We start from the raw sequence: 20594 nt of genomic DNA, 5'->3' as shown, positions 1-20594 counted from the left end.
TAAGGATATTTACTTGTTCAATTCGTTTTTACGTTGCGTGTGTGTTTTAAGCCTTTTTTTAAGTACGCAATCCTTTGCATCCGAAAAGGTCATTGAAGATTACGAGATCAAAGGGTTAAATGGCGATCTTGAAAATAATGTTGCTCTTTATTTAAAGCAACTCATAGGCGAAAAACCAACACGTACACTTCGTCGTTATGCTAAAACACAAGTTGAAAACAGCATAAAAGCGCTTGGCTATTACAGCCCAGTAGTTGAGGTTGATTTTGATAAAGACGACAGTGATTTAATTGTTAAAGTAGAGCGTGGACCAGCAACTCGAATTGAATTAATCAATATTACCGTAAAGGGTGAAGGTAAAGAGGATGAACAACTTCAATCACTTATAAAAAATACTAGCTTAAAGCAAGGTGATGTATTAAACCATGGTAAATACGATACGGCTCACAAAAAAATAGAGTCTATGTTGTTAGAACTTGGCTATTTTGATGCAAAATGGCCTGCTCGAAAGCTAGAAATTTCGATTCAAAAAAATAGCGCTGTTATTACATTTGTTATTGATACCGGGATTCGTTATCAATTTGGTAATATTGAAATTGCGAGTAATACACCTGCCGAAAAGTATATTCGCTCTATTGCACCTTTTACTCAAGGGCAGCCTTATAAATCAACATTTATAGCAGACTACAACCTTGATTTATCAAGCACTCCTTACTTTGCCAGTGTGCGTGTTTATGCCGACATTGCTGCACGTAAAAATAAGCAGGTTCCAATTAAAGTCGATGTATTACCCAAGCCTGCAAATAGTTACGAGGTTGGTGGCGGTTTTAGCACCGATTTAGGTCCAAAAATACGTTTTAAGTGGTCTAAACCGTGGATCACCGAAGATGGACATTATCTTGAAACAAATTTAAATGTGTCGCAAAAGCAGCAAGATATTTCTATGGCTTATACCGTCCCGGTTGACGATCCTAATGATGACTTATGGCGTTTTTCGGTAGGTTATAAATTAGAAGATGAACTTACAAATGACACTTACAGTGAAATATTAACCGGGCAAGTTCAGCGCCAATGGTTAACTGAAAATAAATGGGTTCGTACTGCATTTTTACGCCGAGACCAAGAAACCTATCGTATAGGTGATGAAGAAGAAGAGAGTACTGAGATGTTAATGCCCGGCATTAGCTACGCGCGTAAAAAATCAAAAGGTGGAACAACGCCATATTGGGGTGAGCAATGGCTTATATCTGCTGAGTTTGGTTTAGATGATGTGCTCTCCAGTACTAATTTAATAAGAGTGCAATTACAACATGCTTGGTTAAGAACATATTTAGACCGCCATTTAGTGTTTTTGAAAGCTAATGTAGGAGCGATGCTTGTTGATGATATAGATAACGTACCATATTCATTGCGTTTTTATGCTGGTGGTGACCAAAGTGTACGTGGTTTTGCGTATCAGTCTATTTCACCTGAAAATGAAGATGGCGAATTGATTGGTGGTAAGTATTTACTATCAGGCACAATGGAATATAACTACCAGTTTTCCCAAAATTGGAGAGCTGCTTTGTTTGTTGATGGTGGTACAGCAACAAATGACTTTTCGGACCAGTTTGAAGTGGGCGCAGGTTTTGGTTTTCGTTATTTAACACCGGTTGGCCCTGTCAGAATTGATCATGCTTGGGGCTTGACTAAAGAAAGTAAAAGTACTCGTTTAAGTATTACTATAGGGCCTGAAATTTAATGTCAGTATTTAAAAAAATAACAGCGGTTGTTAGTGCCTTATTAGTGACCCTTTTGGTAACACTATTTTGTTTATTATTCACCTCACCTGGTAACCAATTTATTGCTTATAGCGCCAATAAAGCGGTCGATGGTTTAAGCATTGATATTAAAAATGGACGTTTTTTGTATAACGATGCATTTAATGTACGTTTTAATAGTAATGGGCTTGATTTTAATGCTCAACAGCTAAAACTAGATTTATTTTGGTGGCAGTGTGATGGTATATGCATTGACAACTTAAGTGCTAAATCAATAAAACTTACATTACCTCCTTCAGCACCAAGTGAAGAAGAGGCACCAACTGAGCCTCTTGAAAAAATTACTTTACCGTTCAATATTTCACTAAAAAATATTTCTGTGGGGGAGTTTGCTTTAAACCACCCTAGTGCGGATGTAATCGTTAATAACTTTAAGCTATCAGCAAAAGCAGAGGGCTCTGACTTTACAATTAAAAGCTTAACTATTCCAAATGTTGTTGTTGCATTAAAAGAGCAAGCAACACCACAAAAAGTACAAACAAAGCAAATTGCTTCAGCACCTATTACAGAGTTACCGGCATTACCTAATATAGAATTTACCTCGCCGCTTAATATATATATTGAACAATTTGATATTACTAAAGTGACACTTAATCAAGGTGAGCAGCAACACAATATTGAGAATATTGCACTGCAACTTAGTGTAGAGGGTGCAAATATTAACGTGCAGTCTTTATCTGCTAAGTATGAGCAATGGAGTTTAAATACCGAGCTTGATACCCAGCTTGCTGGCAATATGCCAATTAAAGGGCATATTATTGTAAAAAGCGATGAAAACAGCGCTAACCTTCTTTTAAAAGGCGATTTATCAAATCTTAATATTGATTTAGATACTACTGGTCAGTTTCCTTTAAGCCTTTCGGCAACGGCAAACCTTAAACAAAAAAATTATCCTTTTAGTTTAAACGGTAAAATTAACCAATGGCTTATTGATGCACAAAGTAATGAATTAAAAGTGCGCAACGTAAATTTAAGTGCTCAGGGAAATGCCGACGACTATCAATTAAGTGTAACGGGGAATAGTCAATTAGGTGCCTATCCAGCAGTTGATTTAAATACTCAACTCAATGGCTCGCTTACCAATGCAACGCTCAAAACACTTTCAATAAAAGCTAACGATAGTAGTGCAAACATACAAGCAAAAGTTGATTGGCAAAATGGTATTAAAGCTGACTTTACAGGCGCTTTATCTCACTTAAAAGCTCAGTACTTAACAGATGCTGTAACAAGTGATATTTCAGGGCAGTTTAAAGGTGCATTTAATACTAAAGCCGACACTTGGCAGCTGCAAATGAACAATACCAAATTAACAGGTTTACTTAATGATATACCGCTAGAGTTTGCGTCAAACTTTAAGTTAGACAACACTTTAAAAGCAAATATTGATAGTCTCTATTTAAGTAGTGGTGCCAATAAACTAGCGCTTAGTGGTCAAGTTGGTAATAAGTGGGAAGTAGATGGTGTTGTTTCTTTAAAAAGCGATGAGCAAGCCAATATGCCATTTATTGCCAATGGTAAGGCTGATTTAAAAGTACGAGGTGAAAGGCTTACTCCGTCAGTTGATTTAGCGTTAATGCTAGATAATTTTATTTTTAACGAAATACAAGTTAATAAGCTATCGGTAAAAGGGCAGCTAGATACCGCAACTGACTGGCAAACAAACTTAAGCATTAATGTGGACTCAGCGCTTGTTGCTGATCAACAAATTAATAATATTAAAATTGATGCCAGCGGTGATAAAACGGACCATCAACTTACGGCTTCTGTTGATGCTGAACAAGGTGCGCTAGAGCTTGAAGTGAATGGTAAGCTTAATAACACTATTTGGGACGGCGAGCTAAGTAATATAACGCTTACAGATAAAAAACTAAGCTTTAGTAATACAAAAAAAATAGCCGTAATGTTTGATTCACAAAGTGGAGACTTTGATGTTAGCGCACACTGCTGGCAGTCAAATCAAAGTAAGTTGTGCATCGATACGTTGTCACAAACAAAAGCGCTGGGGCAATTTAACGCGACACTTAGTAACTTATCGTTAGATGAGCTTAAGCATTTATTGCCGCAGAACATACGAACTCAAGGAAATTTAAAAGGTGATTTTGCTGTTAATTGGCAATCTGGTGCACTTAAAACATTCCGAGCTAATCTAAATTCTAATGAGTTAACAGCGGTACTTACCTCAGAAGAAGACAAATTTAAATTACCTATAGAAACACTTAATATAAGTGCATTTTCAGACTCGCAGGTTGGCAAACTTGAAGCTAATTTAGAGTCGAGTGTACTGGGTAAAATAAATACGCAAATTAATATAGATGATATACAAAATACCCAAGGACTTGATGGCAGTATTAACATTGATAAAATTTTACTCTCAGATCTACAACCTTTTCTTGAAACTTTAGAACAGTTAAAAGGCGATATAAGCGGTAAAGTAGCATTAGCTGGGACGTTAAAAGATCCGTTATTAAACGGAGAACTCAATATTAGCGATATTAATTTAGAAGGCGAACAGTTACCTATCGCGCTACAAAAATCTAATATAAGCGTATTGTTTGATAAAACAAAAGCCACAATTAAAGGCAACTTAAATGACAACCAAGGCGGTAAAATAAACCTAACCGGAGATGTTGATTGGCAAGGCGAGCAGCCAGCTGTAAATGTCGTGGTATTAGGCGATAAGTTTTTTGTTCGTGCGCAGCAGGGCGTTACATTTAAAGTATCGCCTGATCTAAAAATTGGCTTGGCTAATAATGCATTAAAGCTAGTTGGTGAAGTGGTTGTACCTTATGGTCGTATAATGATTGAAGAGCTACCTGAGGGCGCAGTACAAGTAAGCGACGATGAAATTATTATTGATCAGCAAAGTGAAGCAACCGAAAAAGTCCCTTTTAATTACGATGTTGATTTAAAGGTAATTGTTAAAAATGACGTAAAAGTTGAATCGTTTGGCTTGGAGTCAAAAATTGTGGGTGACTTGGCGATAAAAATGAGCCAAGGCGCTCCTATCATAGCCACTGGTGAGCTTAACCTTATTGATGGCACTTATTTAGCCTTTGGACAAGATTTAATAATTAGGACTGGTCAAGTGGGCTTTAGTGGATCTATTGAGCAGCCATACTTAAATATAAAAGCAATTCGAAATCCAAGCAACACAGCAAACGATGTGGTTGCTGGGGTAACACTTACTGGTAATGTTGAGCAACCCGTACTTAAAGTGTTTTCAGAACCGGCTATGGATCAAGCGCAAGCGCTTGCATATTTACTTAACGGTCAACCTTTAGGTGGTGGCGAAAACTCATCAAGTGATGCAATGTTAACGCAGTTATTACTCTCTCAGGGCGTTAGCCGTAGTGAGGGGGTTGTATCAAAGGTTGGTGAAACGTTTGGCTTATCTGATGTAAGTTTGAGCTCATCAGGCACTGGCGATAGCACTAAGGTTGAAATATCAGGCTACGTAGCACCAAGCTTACAAGTTAAATACAGTGTAGGTGTGTTTGATTCGCTTAGTGAAGTTGCTGTTCGTTATCAATTACTTTCACAGCTATACATAGAAATAACTAGCGGTCTTTATCAAAACGTTGATGTGCTTTATAAGTTCGATTGGGAATAATTAAAAACTCATAATAACTATAAATAATAACTACAAATAATAAGGAAATTAATTATGAATAAACGCATATTAATAGGGTTGTTGAGCGTGTACTTAAGTGGTTGTAGCTATCAAGGTGCTGGCAATTTAACTGAACCGAAATTGCCAACACTGACTGCAAACGAAGTAATTGCCAATGCCGCAGACGAAGAGTGGCGAGTTGTTAATAGGCAAAATATTTTAAAAATAAGCCTACCAACAGGTGCTGCATATGTTGAACTAAATTCGCAGTTAGCACCTAAACATACAAGTAATATAAAAAAGTTAGCGCGTGAAGGATTTTATAAAAATACCAGCGTATACAGGTTTGTTGAAGGTTTTGTTGCGCAAGGTGGCGATAGTTCAGGGAAAAAGTTAATTAAAACGGCTGAGAAAACACTCCCTGCTGAATTTTATTTAACGACAAATGAGCCACTTTTAATTACAGAGCTTGAGGGCGATGGGTATGCTGCGGTTACAGGGTTTTTAAACGGCTTTGCCGTTGCGCAAAATGCAGTACATACACAAACTTGGCAAGTACACTGTAATGGCGTTTTTGCTATGGCGCGTGATAATGATATAAACAGCGCAAGCACTGAGTTTTTTGTAACAATAGGGCAAGGTCCGCGTTATCTTGATAAAAACATTACAGTATTTGGTCGTGTACTTGAAGGCATGGAGCATTTTAATCGCTTAAAGCGAGTTGCAACAGCCAATGAAGTATTTAACCCTATTGCAGATATACACGTTCTTGCAGATGTTAAAAATGATAGAAGCACATTTAAAGTACTGAAAACTGATTCATCTGCTTTTAAACGTTTAATTACAGCCAGACAAAACCGCAGTGAGCCTTGGTTTATTAAAAAATATAACTATGTTGATGTATGCGGTATGCCAATTCCAACTAAGCGTAGTAGTTAACAGCTTTAATGTTCATAACAAAAAGGAGCCATGGCTCCTTTTTGTATTTGGACTAAACGCTGCTTAAAACTTTATTGTCGATTAATTTTAACCGAAAACGGTGTGTCATTATTATGCGTTGAACGATATGGGTTTATATCTAGCCCACCACGGCGTGTGTAGCGTGCATAGACCTCTAATTCTTTAATATTGAGCTGTGTAGTTAAATCACTATAAATACGCTCTACGCACTGCTCATGGAATTCGTTGTGCGTTCTAAATGAAATTAAATAACGTAATAACGACTCCCTACATACCTGCTCACCAGTATATCTAATAATAATACTTGCCCAATCAGGTTGAGAGGTTATTAAGCAGTTCGATTTAAGTAAATGACTGTGCAGTGTTTCACTTACCACCTTATCGCTTTGTGACTGAAGCGAGTTTGCATCAATATGGTAGTTATCAATTTCAATGTCTAAGTCATCAATGCATTCGCCAGGTAGTGAAGTGCAAGGTAAACAATTAAAATCATCAGCGCTATAAAGGGTTACTTTTACAGGGCTATTTACTGCGTTTGATAAGTCATTAATAAGATGTTGTTTTACTACATCACGACTTTCAAAGCGACTTTGATTAAAACTATTTAAATAGAGCTTAAACGATTTTGACTCAATAATATGACTGCTCTGACATTCAAAAATAAATAATGCCACGGCAACTTGTGGTTTACCTTTTGAGTTTAACCAAGAAAGTTCGTAGCCAGTCCAAATATCTTGACCTTTAAAAGGGAGTGCAGCTTCGTCAATATTTAAAGCATCACGATTCAACTTGCGCGCAATAGGGAAAAGCAAGCTGGGTGTGTACTGATCAACATATTCGGTAGATTGGCCTAATACGCTGCCTTTAAGGTCTGGAGAATTGCTGTAATCTGTCATGTTTGCTCTTAAATAGTTACAATAGGCACATTATATCTAATTTTAATGAGTTTCACAGTATGTCTGTAGCATTGCATTTAGCCCAACTTCATAAACAATTTAGTGAAAAAAGCCTTAAAAACACCTCAAAGTATCCACTTATGATGCACGATGAACAATGGGCAAGCCCATGTGAATTAGGAGAAGTGGACGAGCAAGGCTTTATACAATGGCAAGGTACTTTGCAGCAGCCAGCAAGATCATTAAGCGATTTAGCTAACGCATTAGATCTTTCATTCCCAGCTGATCTAAGTACGTTTTATGGGCATATGTACGGCGGCAGTATTTTAGCCACTATTGACGGTAACCAAGTAGAGCTATTACAAGCGTGGAACGAAGAGGACTTTGATTTATTACAGCAAAATATTACTGGTCATGTATTAATGAAACGCAAACTTAAGCAACCAGAAACTGTATTTATTGGTTTAACAGACCAAGATGATTTACTTGTTAGTGTTTTAATACAAACAGGCGAAGTATGTTTAGAACATGTAGGTAAAAAAACGCATCACGTTTTAGCTGCTAATATTGAAGAGTTTATGAAAGCGTTAGTGGTTTAATTTTTATAACTTAGCTTTTTAAAAACCAGTTAAATGTAAATTTAGCATCTAACTGGTTTGTGTGTTTATTGAAAATCCCACGAAATATTTGATACCAAACCACATGGCTCACATCTAAAGTCAAACAATCCAAACCATGATTCTGGTAACTTCCAATCACTATTGCAGCTTGGGCATTTTCGTTCAAGTTCAGACTTTTTATCTGCACCGCCTACGCGATATAAATAATAGTAAACAGGTTTTTTGGTTAAAAAACTAATTCGTTTAGTAATGTCTTTTCCGCGACGATATAAATCACTTTTTATACTCGAAATTTCCTCAAGTGCCGGAAACTCACAACGCGTAGCACCATTAATCTGAATTTGGTCACAGGCTTGCCAATCTTCCTGCCATTTTATTAGCGTTTTATAATCACCATTAGCAATAGCCGGAATATGAAATAACGGCACCGGTAAAAAATCATCTCCACAGTAAAGCGGGCTACAAGTATGAACATAAGTAGTATATAAAATATAACTCGAAGGCTCTTTGCAACAGTCAGCGCCGTTTGAGTGAATATCTTGACCAATAACTTTTACTTTTGGTGCGAGTAACCCTGCGGTATGTAACTTCTCTATACTGTGTTTAACAAAAGGGCTGTTATTAAGCGGGTGCATTGCATCCTCTGTAGGGCACATAACACGAGTAATAAAGTAACCGTCTTTTAATACAGTTGGAAATTCTTCACCCATTATTTGACCGTTAAAACGCAATGCATTAACCAAGCGATTTATTGCTTGTTCGGCTTGTTCTAAAGTGGTGTCTTGGTAGCAATCAAATGTTAAATCAACAACGAACATTTATAGTCTCAAATTATTTTTTTTCTAGCAGGGCAAGTAACTGATCGAGTTTTTGCTCAATTCTATCAAGTTGGTTTGTTTTAGGCCCGGTATTGCCTGCCTGTTGTGGGTTTCTCATAAAGTTATTAATTGAATCAGGGTTATTTTTATATTGGCTCACTGCAGCAATAATCATTGGCATTGGCACTGGTTGTGCCAAACGAGCTTTTGTTAGTGCTACAGTCGGGATTTTGCCTTCATCAAGAAGGGCTTTAATTGCATCAAATACAACTGAATTCATTAGATTTATAACTCTTTAATAAAATAAATACGCAGCTTGTAACAGCAGCGTAGGTGCTATGTTAGCAATAAATAGAGGTGGGTACATTAACTAACGTACCAAATAAACTTATTTAATTTAAACTCGGGTTTAGAGGTTTATTAAGATATTGAACTAAAAAGTCTTTTCAGTTCAATATCTCCAGAGCAGATTATTTGTTTTGACGAATGCGAACATCTAACTCATCAATTATTTCACTCCAATCACCATCTTGTTCAAGCGATTCGGCTAAAAAGTGTTGTTGAGCTTCATCCCAGAAAGGGGCGTTTTGTAGTAATGTAGTATCTTCAAGTTTATGAGAGGCAATAAATTCATCTATTTGCGATTCAGAGTTAGGTAAACCAAGCTGTGCAAATAGTGTGTTTATGTCGTGTTTTGTCGTGTCCATGATATTGCTCCTTGTAGTGAATGAAAACTAATACTAAAAATAAGGTACTCCTAACTAGTTAAACTCTCGCTGAATTTACGGTTAATTACCTTAAATATTAATTATTTTAGGTATATAGTTAACTTGAGACCAAATTTAAGTAAAGTTTAATTTATGAATAAAAAGTAAGCCTTTAACAACTGTAAGGCGTAGTAATAAGTAATACAAGGATAAAGGAAATACAATGACTGCAATCACACCAATCGATACATTAAGCGTACAATATTTAGCATCAGAGGATATTAGTACGGCTGCAAGTCTAATTTACCAGGCTTATCATGACGATCCTGTATTACAAAATATGCTTAGTTATAGCGAAGATGATAAATCGGTATATGAGAAAAAGTTACGTTCGTTAATTCGAGAAGAACTCAGTAGTTTTTGGCAAGAAAAACAGCCACTGATTGGTCTATACCGTAATGATAAGTTAAAAGGTGTTGCATGTGTGTTTGAATCTAACAGCCAACTACAAGCACAACGCTATTGGCACTGGCGTTTAAAGCTAATGCTGAGCGCAGGTTATTTGCAAACAAATCAATTGATAGAAAAAGAGCAAACTATTCGTGATGCGTTAAAAGAGCAAGGTAATTATTACTTTTTAGCTTTTATAGCTGTTGATCCACGTTTCCATGGACAGGGGTTCGGTCGGTATTTATTAAGAGGGCTGGATGATTTGGTTAAATCTAACAAAGAGTCTACAGGTATTGCCGTTTTTGTTACGCGAAAAGAGCACAAAGTACTTTTCAAAACAGAAGGTTTTACATCGTTTAAACAGCTTACTTTTAACCGTGTTGACGGAGAACTGCTGTTTAAATCAACAGTATCGTTAATTGAGTAAAATAAACATTGTGAGCATATGCGCCGGATCGGACATTCGACCGTGAGATATATCTCACATTGTCGTGAGCATTATCAGTAAAAGACCTCCATTAGGAGGTCTTTTTTACTTTAACTAACTGTTATTAATTAACTATTTAAATTTTGCATATTTGTGACAAATAATTATTTAATGTTAAGTGCTATTACTGAAGCCCATTTGCTTTAAACTTCACTTTGTCAAGACGACATAGCTTAATGATTAAGTTACTGCCAAGGATACGGAATAGGCAACATAGCAGATGCTAGCAAGAAGCAAAAAGGACAAGTTTACACGGATGGCAAGGATGGTTGAGGATATGCAGGATGCATAAAGTGGCAGGAGCTACTTAAAGGATTACCATGGATGATGTTACAGGATGTAGCCGAGCGTTAGTTTACGTTTGATAGCCAAGATGGCAATAGGATATGCAGGATGCATAAAGTGGCAGGAGCTACTTAAAGGATTACCACGGATGATGCTGCAGATGCAGCCGAGCGTTAGTTTACGTACGATAGCCAAGACGGCAATAGGATATGCAGGATGCATAAAGTGGCAGGAGCTACTTAAAGGATTACCACGGATGATGCTGCAGATGTAGCCGAGCGTTAGTTTACGTTTGATAGCCAGGATGGCGAAGGGATATTGCGGTATGCAATGTGAGGGTAAACACGGTTGTTTACTCGTTCAGGGGATGATAATACGGATTTATAGATAATGGATATCTAGCAGGATGCAGTCCAATTGGGGCGTAACTTTAGTTACGCCTTAGTTTTTTGTGTTTGAATAAATTTAATTTAGCCCTAAATTAAATCCACTTATAATTTAAATTTTATGCGGTGGAACAACCACACTTTTTAATAATTCATTTTCCATAATAAGCACGCCTTGGTAAGCATTTTCACCATCACTAGAAAATTCAAATATAAATTCGCTTTTTATCCCAGGTTTACTGTCTTTTAAAAAACCAAAACGACGTTTAGCACATGCAACGCTCATTAACTGAACCTGCAATTGTTCACTTTGACGTTTAGCATGAGCGTTAGCTGCCTCTGCAATTTTTCGATTAAGCCAAAATAAGTAAATTACACTACCAATAAGTATGAACGTCCATAAACTTGCCATTTAAGAAAATAACCTTCCAATTGCACGCGCGAGGGTTTCGCTACGATTTTCTTTACGTAATAAACCTAATAAATGTGGGCGAATAGTGGGTATTGCAACTAAATCAGCAAAAACACTCGGAAATAACTCTTCAATTTGTTGATGATGCGCACAGTTATCCATAAATATGTGTAAACGCTCGGAGTTTTCTAATTGCGCAAAACAACGTCCAGCAATTGTTAATAACACGTCTGAATCCTGTCCTACAGGTGAGCTTAATACGTTATCTACTAATTGAGCGCATAACCCTTGAGCCTGACCTTTTGAAATAGCTCTAAGTGCTGAGGTTATAGCTATGGTATCTTTATTATCGATAGCTGTTTGTGCATAATCAACAAGTAATTCACTTATCGATGTTGGTATTTCTACATGCTCAAGCATAGCACTGAGTGGCTGTAGTACCTCAACTGGTAAATGCGACCATGCTTTTTTGAGATTGCTTAAGTTTGTATCGCTATCTAATCGCAGCGCAAAGTCCGCAATACCTTGTAATGCAACACTCTGCCAATTATCAAAGCCAATTTTACCGCTAAAATACAATTGTGCATGTTCGTAATATTGTGATGCTGGTTGTTTTAGTAGGACTTTTATTTGGGCGTTAAATGCAGCTAACTTATTTGCGTTTGGTGTAAAAACATATGGGTTATTATCGAGCTTACCATCGGCTTGTTCTCCCGTAATTTCAGTGCCTAATGCTTGAATAACCATATCGGCAAAGTGATCGCGACTAGCACTTACAAGCATGCTTTGCTCATCAACTGGGAACTTTAAAAACCATACGTACGGTTCTTTACTGGCTTTAACATCCCAAAACTGAATAGCTAACCAAGCATGACCAGCAAGAGGGTAAGGATAAGGAACTTGTGCTTGTTCAATAGCTAAAAATTGTTTTTTATCAAGCTTAGTAATATGCCTGCCAATATCAAAAGCACGCCATTGAGTACCCGCGTTATCTAAAAGCTGCCCTAATGTAGCTATTTGTTCACTCATCGTATTCTCAACTGTTTTTACTGCAAAATTACATTAATTATACGACATAGCTGCTTATGAGGGAACAGGGTATAATTGTATAACATATATAAAAGAGGGTGGTTATGTACCAGCAAACCCAAGCTTATTTAGAGCAATTAAAGTCGCTTTTAAAAAAGCATCAGCTTTGGCAAAGTGAGCCAATAGCTCCTGAGTTATTACAATCTAATGTACCATTTTGTCACGATACTATTGTATTTGAGCAGTGGTTACAGTTTGTATTTATTGAAAAAGTTGAGCTGTTAATTAACTGTAAGCAACCCTTACCGCGTAATTTTGCGATTGCACCTATGGCGCAAATGACACTTATTAATAAAAATGGCAGCGATGAAATTATTGAAATATTAACAGCCCTAGATACATTTTTAGGAGGTAAAATGAGTGAGCGCCCAGCACCAATTGAATACGGTGAGCTAACAATCTTGTATCAAGATGAAAATTATGTGGCAATAGATAAGCCTTCAGGTTTACTGGTTCATCGCTCATTTTTAGATAAACACGAAACCCAATTTGCAATGCAAATGTTGCGTGACCAATTAGGGCAACATGTTTTCCCTGTTCATAGACTCGATAGACCAACATCCGGTGTATTGCTTTTTGCATTAAGCTCAGAAGCTGCTCGTGATATGAACCAGCTATTTATTGAAGGCACTATCGCTAAGCGATATTTAGCCTTAGTGCGTGGTTTTGCGCCTGAGTCGGTGTTTTTAGATAAACCGCTTAAAGAAGAACTTGATAAAATAGCCGATAAGTTTGCAGATCAAGATAAAGCCCCACAAGAGGCTCAAACGCAATTTAATTGTTTGCACCAAGCGGCGCTTCCTATTCCAATAGGTAAGTATCCAACGGTACGTTACTCGTTAGTTGAGTGTTTTCCAAAAACAGGACGTAAACACCAAATTCGCAGGCATTTAAAGCATTTGTCACATCCTATAATTGGTGATGTGAACCATGGTGATAATCAGCATAATCAATTTTTTAGGGAGCATTTTGAGTTCAGAAGGTTAATGTTATTTGCAACTGAGCTTAGTTTTGTGCACCCTTACAGTAATGAATCAATAACAATTAAAGCGCCACTAGGTAAAGAAATGCTGAAAATTTGCAAGCAGCTTGGTTGGCCAGAAGATGAAAAGGATTATTAATGGCACATATTAGTGTTTTTGTAGGCAGCGTTAATGGCGGTGCTGAGCGTTTGAGTGACGAAGTCGCAACAACAATTGAACAAGCTGGGCACACTGTGTCTGTATTTAGTGAGCCGGCACTTGATGATATTAAAAACGCATCACATATTTTAATTGTAACCTCTACAACGGGGCAAGGTGATGTACCAAGCAACTTGGCTGGATTGTTTTATGCGCTCAATAGTACCTTTCCTATGCTAACTGATAAGCCTTTTGGTGTAATTGCGATGGGTGACAGAAGTTATGGTGATACCTTTTGTGGGGCAGGCCGCAGTTTTGATGAGCTATTACGTGATTTACAAGCAAAGCCTGTTGGTAATCGTTTAGAGATTGATGCATGCGAAGATTTTGAACCTTGGCCGGTTGCAGAGCCTTGGTTAAAAAGTTGGTTGGAAAAGCTGCCATCTTAATTTACGTATTATTTTAGCTAAAGTTGCTAAGGTAAAGAGCAAAAAGGAGCGCATGCGCTCCTTTTTCATGTTTATGGCTTTGTAAATTAGCTACTTCTTACATCTACTTTAAGTTTTAGCTTTTGACCTGGTTGCAAATACTTTTCACCAGCCAAATTGTTCCACTTAATAATATCGTTAATAGTTAAATTAAACTTAGACGCTATACGTGCTAATGAATCTCCCCGGCGTACTTTATAAGTAATTGTACGGTCGGTTCTGTTTTTTGCAGTTTGGGTTTTATTAGCCGATTTATAAACGGTTAGCTTTTGATTTAAGCGTAGTACAGAATTTTTTCTTAGCTTATTCCATTTTGCCAAGTCATCCATAGTTACGTCGTATTCACGGCTAATATCCCACAACGTATCACCACTTTTTACTGTATGCGAAAGCTTTGTACGGGTACTCTTATTTGCAGCTAAGCGCATCTGCTTAGGTAAATGCTCACTATTTATCGCACCATCAGTAAGTGGTACTAGTAGCTTTTGACCTACACGAATAGTATTAGAGCTTAATTTATTTAATGATCTAATTGCACTAGAGCTAGTCGTAAATTTTTTCGCAATAACCGATAAACTATCACCACGTACAACAGTGTAACGTTGCCAGCGTAGTCGATCTTTTGCATCGGTAAGAGCTAGTTTTTGACTAAACTGTTCTGCTTTATCCACTGGCAATAGTAAAAAATGTGGACCGTTTGGATCAGTTGCCCAGCGGTTAAAGCCAGGGTTTAATCTGTATAGTTCAGTCAGTGTTATATCAGCCATGTCAGCTGCGAGTGCTAAGTCAATTTGCGATCCCACATCAACTACTTCAACTACTTGTGCATTAATAACGGGTTGCCACGTAACGTTAAAATCATCAGAACGCTTTAATAAATCAGCGAGCGCGAGTAATTTAGGGACATATGCCGTTGTTTCACTTGGTAAATCAAGTGACCAAAAGTCGGTTGGTAGGTGTTTTTTTCGGTTCTTTTTTATTGCTCGTAATAAACGACCTTCACCTGAGTTATAGGCAGCAATTGCATTTAACCAATCACCATCAAGGGTTTTATGTAAATACGACAAATAATCAAGAGCAGCTCGTGTTGACTGTACAATGTCACGACGACCGTCGTACCACCAATTTTGCTTTAAATCAAAACGCTCACCGGTTTGTGGCATAAATTGCCAAATACCGGATGCACTACGGTTAGAGTAACCAAAAGGGTCAAATGCACTTTCTACAATAGGAAGTAGGGCTATTTCGATTGGCATTTCACGCTTTTCAACTTCTTCTACAATAAAGTGTAGGTATGGTTCTGCTCGTTTAGAAATACGATCTAAATAAGCTTGATGCTTTGCATAATAATTACGTTGCGTTACGACTGGGCGATTTTGTGGGACTTTTATAGAAAGCTGGTAGCGAATACGCTCCCATACATCATCAAAAATAGGGGCTGCTTCGTCGTCATTATCATCAGCTACTTGCTGATATTGTGCGTTTATTTTCAATGCATTGTTAATGTCGTCAGGGCTTGCGCCTTCGAGCTGTTCGTTTGCCTGATTAGCAACTTGTGAGTCTGAATCTTGGGTTGTCAGCGTTTGACAACCACTTAGTGCTAATACTAAGGCTAATAAAAGGGGAGATTTATTCATAAATACCAATACATCGAGTAAAAAACTCGGCGAATACTACCCGTTATGAGTAAACATTGCCACTTAATGACTTTTCAATACATCACGCTTAATTACTAACTAACTTTAACTATTTGATAGTTAGTTAGTTAGTTAGTTAGTTAGTAATTATTATTGAATAATAACGCTTGTGCTAAAAATTGTCTTTGAACTGTCTGAGACTCGCAAAGTTCTCCCAAGGTTCATTGTTTTTTGTAACTAAGGACATTTTTGTTGGCACGAGTTCTGTAATTGTAGGTAAGTCGCTTCGCATAAATGGGTTTATTTTCAGCTCTTGCCCAATTGAGGTCGGTAAAGATATTTTATTTTGACTACGCAGTTCATCAACTTTTTTACTGTATGCAAGTAGTTCAGGATTGCGCGGTTCAACTGCTTTTGCAAAAGCAAGGTTTGCTTGCGTGTACTCGTGTGTGCAATACACATTGCAACTTTCAGGTAAGCTACGTAGTTTATTAAATGAATGCCACATTTGCTCTGCAGTACCTTCAAATAAACGCCCACATCCTCCACTAAATAATGTGTCGCCGGTAAATGCGAGTTCGTTATTGGTATAACAAATATGGTCTAGCGTGTGTCCTGGCGTTTCGATAATATTGAAATCAACATTAAGTACATTAATATTTTGACCATCTTTTAGTGGGTGAGTAATCCCTTTGAATGGGCTATTAGCCGGACCATAAACAGGTATGCTTGGATTGCTGGCAACTAATGTTGCTACACCATCTGTATGATCATAATGATGGTGTGTAATTAAAATGCCAGCAAGTATTAAGTTATGCTCAGCTAAGTGCGCTATTACTGGTTCGGCTTGACCTGGGTCAACTACCCAAGCTTGGTTACTATTACTATTTGTTAAGCACCAAATGTAATTATCGGAAAAGGCTTTAATTGCTTTGACTTGCACCATGGTAAATTGCTCTATAAAGTGACAGTTAACACATAGTATAACGAGCTCATAAAATGAAACCAGCCCTTAGTTTTCAAGAAGGACCCAAACCACTGTCGTGGCAGCAGTTTCCTCATGGGGACTATTTACGTGCAGGCATTGAACGTAAAATGGAACCATGGTTACCCCGTATGTTTGGTTATCATATGCTTAAGTTAGGTAATTTAAGCGGAGAATTAAATACAAGTATCAGCACTATTAAGCACCAAGTATGTGTTGCTGAGCCTGGACCTTACACTGGGGTGGTTGCTGATATAGATGAGTTACCATTTTATGAGCATAGCGTTGACGCGTGCATTTTAAGCCATTGCTTAGAGTATCACTCTGATCCGCATCATATTTTACGCGAAGCTCACCGCACGTTAATTCCTGGTGGGTATATTGTTATTACAGGTTTTAACCCATTTAGTTTATGCGGACTTGCACAAATGCTGCCCTTTAGTGGGCAAAAATTACCGTGGACAGGGCGCTTTTTTACTCCGGCAAGAGTTAAAGATTGGCTTAATTTATTAGGATTTGAAATTGTAGGCGATGAGCGTTTTATTTATTCATCATTAGCAAGAGGAAATCGGTTATCAAGGTTTGAATTTTGGCGTACCTTTGCTAAGCAATATTTAAAACCGATGGGCAGTGTTTATATGCTGGTGGCACGTAAAAGAGTTGCGCCACTTACGCCTATTAAACCTAAGTGGCATGCTAGACCGCAGTTTTCACCAGTAAAAGGTGCCGGACTAAGGCAAACATCTAAACAACACTTTAAGCAATGTGAGCAAGACAAAAATAATAGTTAAGTGATTATTAAATGTCTTGCAGATACATTAATTTTTAATAAAGTAAATGCTCTATAGGCAAAAATTTTAAACTGTTGCCTGAGATAAGTTTATTAAGAATAAAGGTATTTTAAGGCTGGTAGCCTACATCTTCTAGTAAATCTTTACTACCGGCTGCGTCGCGAGCGAGGTCGTCAACTATTTCGTTATACTTATGACCACTGTGGCCTTTAACCCATTTCCAAGTTACAGTGTGTTCGCTGCATGCTTTATCTAAACGTTTCCATAAATCTACATTTTTAACTGGTTTTTTAGCGGATGTTAACCAACCACGTTTTTTCCAGTTAGCAATCCACGATTCTATACCTTGTTTAACATACTGGCTGTCGGTTGTTATAGTTACAACACAAGGGCGGGTCAGTGATTCAAGGGCTACAATAGCCGCGAGCATTTCCATTCGGTTATTAGTTGTGAGTTTATAGCCTTGGCTTAATTCTTTTTCGTGGGCATCGTAAATCATAAAAATACCATAACCGCCGGGGCCTGGATTACCTAAACATGAGCCATCGGTGTAAATCTCTACGGTTTTTTGCACTGTTTTACCTTGATCTTATGTACAATAAAGTGATTATAGAAAGATACCAGAATCAGGCTAAATTCGATATGGCACGTAGACAAATAGTTTTAGATACAGAAACCACCGGCATCGACCCTAAACAAGGGCACCGTATTATAGAAATTGGTTGTGTGGAGTTAGTAAATCGCCGCTTAACAGGTAATAACTTTCATGTTTATATTAATCCACAACGAGCAAGCGAAGAGGAAGCAATAGACGTTCACGGTATTACTAATGAGTTTTTACGTGACAAGCCGTTGTTTCATCAAATTGCACAAGAGTTTTTCGACTATATTGAAGGAGCTGAACTCGTTATCCATAATGCACCGTTCGATGTTGGGCATATGGACAATGAATTTGCATTACTTAATCAGGGCTATCCTAAAACAAGTACATTTTGCCAAGTTCTCGACACGCTTAAAATGGCGCGTGACTTGCATCCAGGTCAAAAGAACAACCTTGATGCATTATGCCGTCGTTATGATGTAGATAACGCTAAGCGTACTTTGCATGGCGCATTGCTGGATTCTGAAATATTAGCTGATGTTTACCTTGCTATGACTGGGGGTCAAACAAAGCTGAATTTGAATCAAAATAAAGATGATGGCAGCGATCAACAAAAGGGTGGAATAAAACGTTTAAGTAGCGATAGAGCGCCGCTTATTGTATTGCATGCAGATGATGCAGAACAAAGCGCACACGAGGCGCGATTAGATCTCGTTAATAAAGAAGGCGGTCAATGTTTATGGCGCGCTGAATAAGGCTAATAAATGAAAACGATGTATTTTGTAACAGCGCTATGCACAGCTAGTTTTTTTACAAGCCATGCGTATGGTGTTAAGCAAGTTGAGGTACTAAAGCGCGACGGGCAACAAAATGAGATCCCTCTTTTAGAAAATCGTTTTCGTATCGACAGCCAAGTTGATGAAATAACTTTACTCTTCTTTAGAAAGTCAGGCGCGCCAGCCGTTATTTTAGTCAGACCAGACGGAAGCAAGTATTTTGCTACTGAGTCGGTTAAAAACCCTAATTTGGAGTGGTTTGACGAGCTAAACTACGATCTTGTTACTATTAAAAATCCTATGCCAGGGCCATGGCAAGTAATCGGCAGTATATTGCCCGAAAGCCGAATTGTAGTGCTTGGGGAAATTTCTCTTTTGGCAGATCCACTCCCGCCTATGTTATTTAGAGGTGAGACACTCAAAATCACTGGAAAAATATTAAATGATGGCGAGTCAATTAATGCCAATTTATTTAAAGATGTGGTGAGCCTCAATGTCGACTTTGTTAGTACTAATAATGATGCATTTGCTAACTTTGGGACTAGCACACAAGAAGTCGCCTCATTTAAAGACGACGGACGGGAATTTGATGAGCGCTCAAACGACGGTATTTTTACTGGTGAGTTTAAATTAGATTTTCCAGAAGGAGAGTGGATACCAGAATTGTACGTTGCAACACCTTTACTACAGCGCCGTATAGTGCAAGACACAATTATCGTTCATGAGCCTCCTTTTAGTTACGATATTGTACTCGGTGAGGAAAATATTGATGAGCATCTGCTTACTATTAATATTGATAGTAAAATAGTTAAAGCAGAAACAGTGCTTATTCAGGGTAAAATTTACTATCCCAATAATGAAGAACAAATGTTTACCATTGATGCCGCACCTAATGCATCACGTCAGCTTGCAATTAAAAATTATGATTGGGGTCGATATAGTGTTGAGTTGTCTGTTTTTGGTACAAATATTAATGGTCGTGAATTTATGGCGACGCTCCCAACATACAAATTTGAAATAGCACGACCTATCGAAGCCGTACCAGAAATCGATCCTAGTACAATAATTAACCCCGGCCTTATGATTGAGAGCGAACCCGAAGAAGAGAAAATGGCAACAACGACATTAATTAGCTTAATCGTTGGTTGTAATTTGTTCGTTTTATTAATGGGTTGGCTTGGTGTTCGTATATTTGTTCAGAAAAAACCAATTAAATTTAAAGTTAAGCTGCCTTTCTTAAATAAAAAGAAAGACGAAAATAGTGAAATGACTGATTCCAAAAATAATCAAAGTAGTTCAAACGGGTCAAAAAATGACAAATCAGGTGGAATTTTAAACCTTTCGATGTCAGATGACTAAAAAACCTATAAAAAAGTAAAAAAGCCCTTGACGAAATAGGGGCTGGTTCGTATTATTCACGCCGCTGTTAAGGGAGACCTAAACGGCACCGGAAATATGGAGTGGTAGTTCAGTTGGTTAGAATACCGGCCTGTCACGCCGGGGGTCGCGGGTTCGAGTCCCGTCCACTCCGCCATTTTCGAAAACTTGTAAGTACTAAGCTGGAGTGGTAGTTCAGTTGGTTAGAATACCGGCCTGTCACGCCGGGGGTCGCGGGTTCGAGTCCCGTCCACTCCGCCAACACTTACACAACGTAT

At 37.9% G+C, this 20594-nt stretch carries 19 protein-coding genes, 2 tRNA genes and 1 pseudogene; 13 read left to right on the top strand and 9 right to left on the bottom strand.

Annotation, left to right across the window (positions count from 1 at the left end):
* Positions 1-13 precede the first annotated feature (13 nt).
* From GQR56_RS17315 to GQR56_RS17305, 3 genes are read left to right on the top strand one after another with little or no spacing between them, the layout of a single operon-like run.
* A complete protein-coding gene (locus GQR56_RS17315) occupies positions 14-1741 on the top strand; it encodes an autotransporter assembly complex family protein (RefSeq protein WP_024612592.1) in 1728 nt (575 codons plus the stop codon).
* Positions 1741-5430, top strand: coding sequence for a translocation/assembly module TamB domain-containing protein (locus GQR56_RS17310; protein WP_166113804.1), 3690 nt, complete (start codon positions 1741-1743; stop codon positions 5428-5430). The genes GQR56_RS17315 and GQR56_RS17310 overlap by 1 nt, the downstream gene beginning before the upstream one ends.
* Before the next feature lie 54 nt (positions 5431-5484).
* Positions 5485-6369, top strand: coding sequence for a peptidylprolyl isomerase (locus GQR56_RS17305; protein WP_166113801.1), 885 nt, complete (start codon positions 5485-5487; stop codon positions 6367-6369).
* Between the two features lie 71 nt (positions 6370-6440).
* On the opposite strand, the gene queF is transcribed toward GQR56_RS17305, so the two are convergent.
* Complete coding sequence (gene queF / locus GQR56_RS17300; protein ID WP_166113798.1) at positions 6441-7286, bottom strand: NADPH-dependent 7-cyano-7-deazaguanine reductase QueF; 846 nt, start codon at positions 7284-7286, stop codon at positions 6441-6443.
* 59 nt (positions 7287-7345) lie between these two features.
* On the opposite strand from queF, the gene syd reads away from it, so the two are divergent.
* Entirely contained in the window at positions 7346-7885 is a 540-nt protein-coding gene (gene syd, locus GQR56_RS17295) for a SecY-interacting protein (RefSeq protein ID WP_166113795.1), read from the top strand.
* A 65-nt stretch (positions 7886-7950) separates the two neighbouring features.
* Here syd and GQR56_RS17290 read toward each other — a convergent pair whose 3' ends face one another.
* The 3 genes from GQR56_RS17290 to GQR56_RS17280 all read right to left on the bottom strand — a co-directional run bounded on the left by GQR56_RS17290 (position 7951) and on the right by GQR56_RS17280 (position 9431).
* Positions 7951-8724, bottom strand: a complete 774-nt coding sequence (locus GQR56_RS17290; protein WP_166113792.1) for a Zn-ribbon-containing protein — start codon at positions 8722-8724, stop codon at positions 7951-7953.
* Positions 8725-8737: 13 nt separating this feature from the next.
* The gene (locus tag GQR56_RS17285; protein ID WP_024612586.1) at positions 8738-9004 is read right to left on the bottom strand and encodes a hypothetical protein; all 267 of its coding nucleotides are present in this window, start codon (positions 9002-9004) and stop codon (positions 8738-8740) included.
* A gap of 190 nt (positions 9005-9194) precedes the next feature.
* Positions 9195-9431: a DUF2789 domain-containing protein gene (locus tag GQR56_RS17280; protein WP_024612585.1), complete on the bottom strand. Its 237-nt coding sequence runs from the start codon at positions 9429-9431 to the stop codon at positions 9195-9197.
* A 223-nt stretch (positions 9432-9654) separates the two neighbouring features.
* On the opposite strand from GQR56_RS17280, the gene GQR56_RS17275 reads away from it, so the two are divergent.
* Positions 9655-10308 carry a GNAT family N-acetyltransferase gene (locus tag GQR56_RS17275; RefSeq protein ID WP_024612584.1) on the top strand — a complete coding sequence of 218 codons (654 nt, stop codon included), beginning with the start codon at positions 9655-9657 and terminating at the stop codon, positions 10306-10308.
* Between the two features lie 843 nt (positions 10309-11151).
* On the opposite strand, the gene GQR56_RS17270 is transcribed toward GQR56_RS17275, so the two are convergent.
* On the bottom strand, positions 11152-11451 hold the full coding sequence (locus GQR56_RS17270; RefSeq protein WP_024612069.1) for a DUF3301 domain-containing protein: 300 nt from the start codon (positions 11449-11451) through the stop codon (positions 11152-11154).
* Positions 11452-12480, bottom strand: a complete 1029-nt coding sequence (locus GQR56_RS17265; RefSeq protein WP_166113789.1) for a DUF3549 family protein — start codon at positions 12478-12480, stop codon at positions 11452-11454.
* Positions 12481-12584: 104 nt separating this feature from the next.
* On the opposite strand from GQR56_RS17265, the pseudogene GQR56_RS21560 reads away from it, so the two are divergent.
* The 3 genes and pseudogenes from GQR56_RS21560 to GQR56_RS17255 form a co-directional block, all read left to right on the top strand.
* Positions 12585-12869, top strand: a pseudogene (locus GQR56_RS21560) (YqcC family protein); the annotation flags it as partial.
* 27 nt (positions 12870-12896) lie between these two features.
* Positions 12897-13661 carry a tRNA pseudouridine(65) synthase TruC gene (gene truC, locus GQR56_RS17260; RefSeq protein ID WP_240920949.1) on the top strand — a complete coding sequence of 255 codons (765 nt, stop codon included), beginning with the start codon at positions 12897-12899 and terminating at the stop codon, positions 13659-13661.
* The gene (locus tag GQR56_RS17255) at positions 13661-14110 is read left to right on the top strand and encodes a flavodoxin (protein WP_166113782.1); all 450 of its coding nucleotides are present in this window, start codon (positions 13661-13663) and stop codon (positions 14108-14110) included. The genes truC and GQR56_RS17255 overlap by 1 nt, the downstream gene beginning before the upstream one ends.
* Before the next feature lie 86 nt (positions 14111-14196).
* Here GQR56_RS17255 and GQR56_RS17250 read toward each other — a convergent pair whose 3' ends face one another.
* Entirely contained in the window at positions 14197-15786 is a 1590-nt protein-coding gene (locus tag GQR56_RS17250) for a LysM peptidoglycan-binding domain-containing protein (protein WP_166113779.1), read from the bottom strand.
* Between the two features lie 172 nt (positions 15787-15958).
* Complete coding sequence (gene gloB / locus GQR56_RS17245; protein WP_166113776.1) at positions 15959-16732, bottom strand: hydroxyacylglutathione hydrolase; 774 nt, start codon at positions 16730-16732, stop codon at positions 15959-15961.
* 53 nt (positions 16733-16785) lie between these two features.
* Between gloB and GQR56_RS17240 the strand changes: the two genes are divergently transcribed.
* Positions 16786-17562: a class I SAM-dependent methyltransferase gene (locus GQR56_RS17240; protein ID WP_024612062.1), complete on the top strand. Its 777-nt coding sequence runs from the start codon at positions 16786-16788 to the stop codon at positions 17560-17562.
* A gap of 109 nt (positions 17563-17671) precedes the next feature.
* Here the strand turns inward: GQR56_RS17240 and rnhA are convergent, their stop codons facing one another.
* Positions 17672-18136 carry a ribonuclease HI gene (rnhA, locus tag GQR56_RS17235; RefSeq protein WP_024612061.1) on the bottom strand — a complete coding sequence of 155 codons (465 nt, stop codon included), beginning with the start codon at positions 18134-18136 and terminating at the stop codon, positions 17672-17674.
* A 68-nt stretch (positions 18137-18204) separates the two neighbouring features.
* On the opposite strand from rnhA, the gene dnaQ reads away from it, so the two are divergent.
* From dnaQ to GQR56_RS17215, 4 genes are all read left to right on the top strand, one after another.
* Complete coding sequence (dnaQ, locus tag GQR56_RS17230) at positions 18205-18918, top strand: DNA polymerase III subunit epsilon (RefSeq protein WP_166113773.1); 714 nt, start codon at positions 18205-18207, stop codon at positions 18916-18918.
* Positions 18919-18927: 9 nt separating this feature from the next.
* Positions 18928-20298: a TIGR03503 family protein gene (locus GQR56_RS17225; RefSeq protein ID WP_166113770.1), complete on the top strand. Its 1371-nt coding sequence runs from the start codon at positions 18928-18930 to the stop codon at positions 20296-20298.
* 98 nt (positions 20299-20396) lie between these two features.
* Positions 20397-20473, top strand: a tRNA-Asp gene (locus tag GQR56_RS17220).
* A 27-nt stretch (positions 20474-20500) separates the two neighbouring features.
* Positions 20501-20577, top strand: a tRNA-Asp gene (locus GQR56_RS17215).
* The last annotated feature ends 17 nt before the right edge of the window (positions 20578-20594 follow it).

This window comes from Pseudoalteromonas sp. Z9A5 (genome assembly GCF_011378875.1).
In the GTDB taxonomy this organism is placed as follows: domain Bacteria; phylum Pseudomonadota; class Gammaproteobacteria; order Enterobacterales; family Alteromonadaceae; genus Pseudoalteromonas.
Note: the sequence above shows the minus strand (reverse complement) of the source record. Positions and strands in the feature narration are given on the sequence as shown.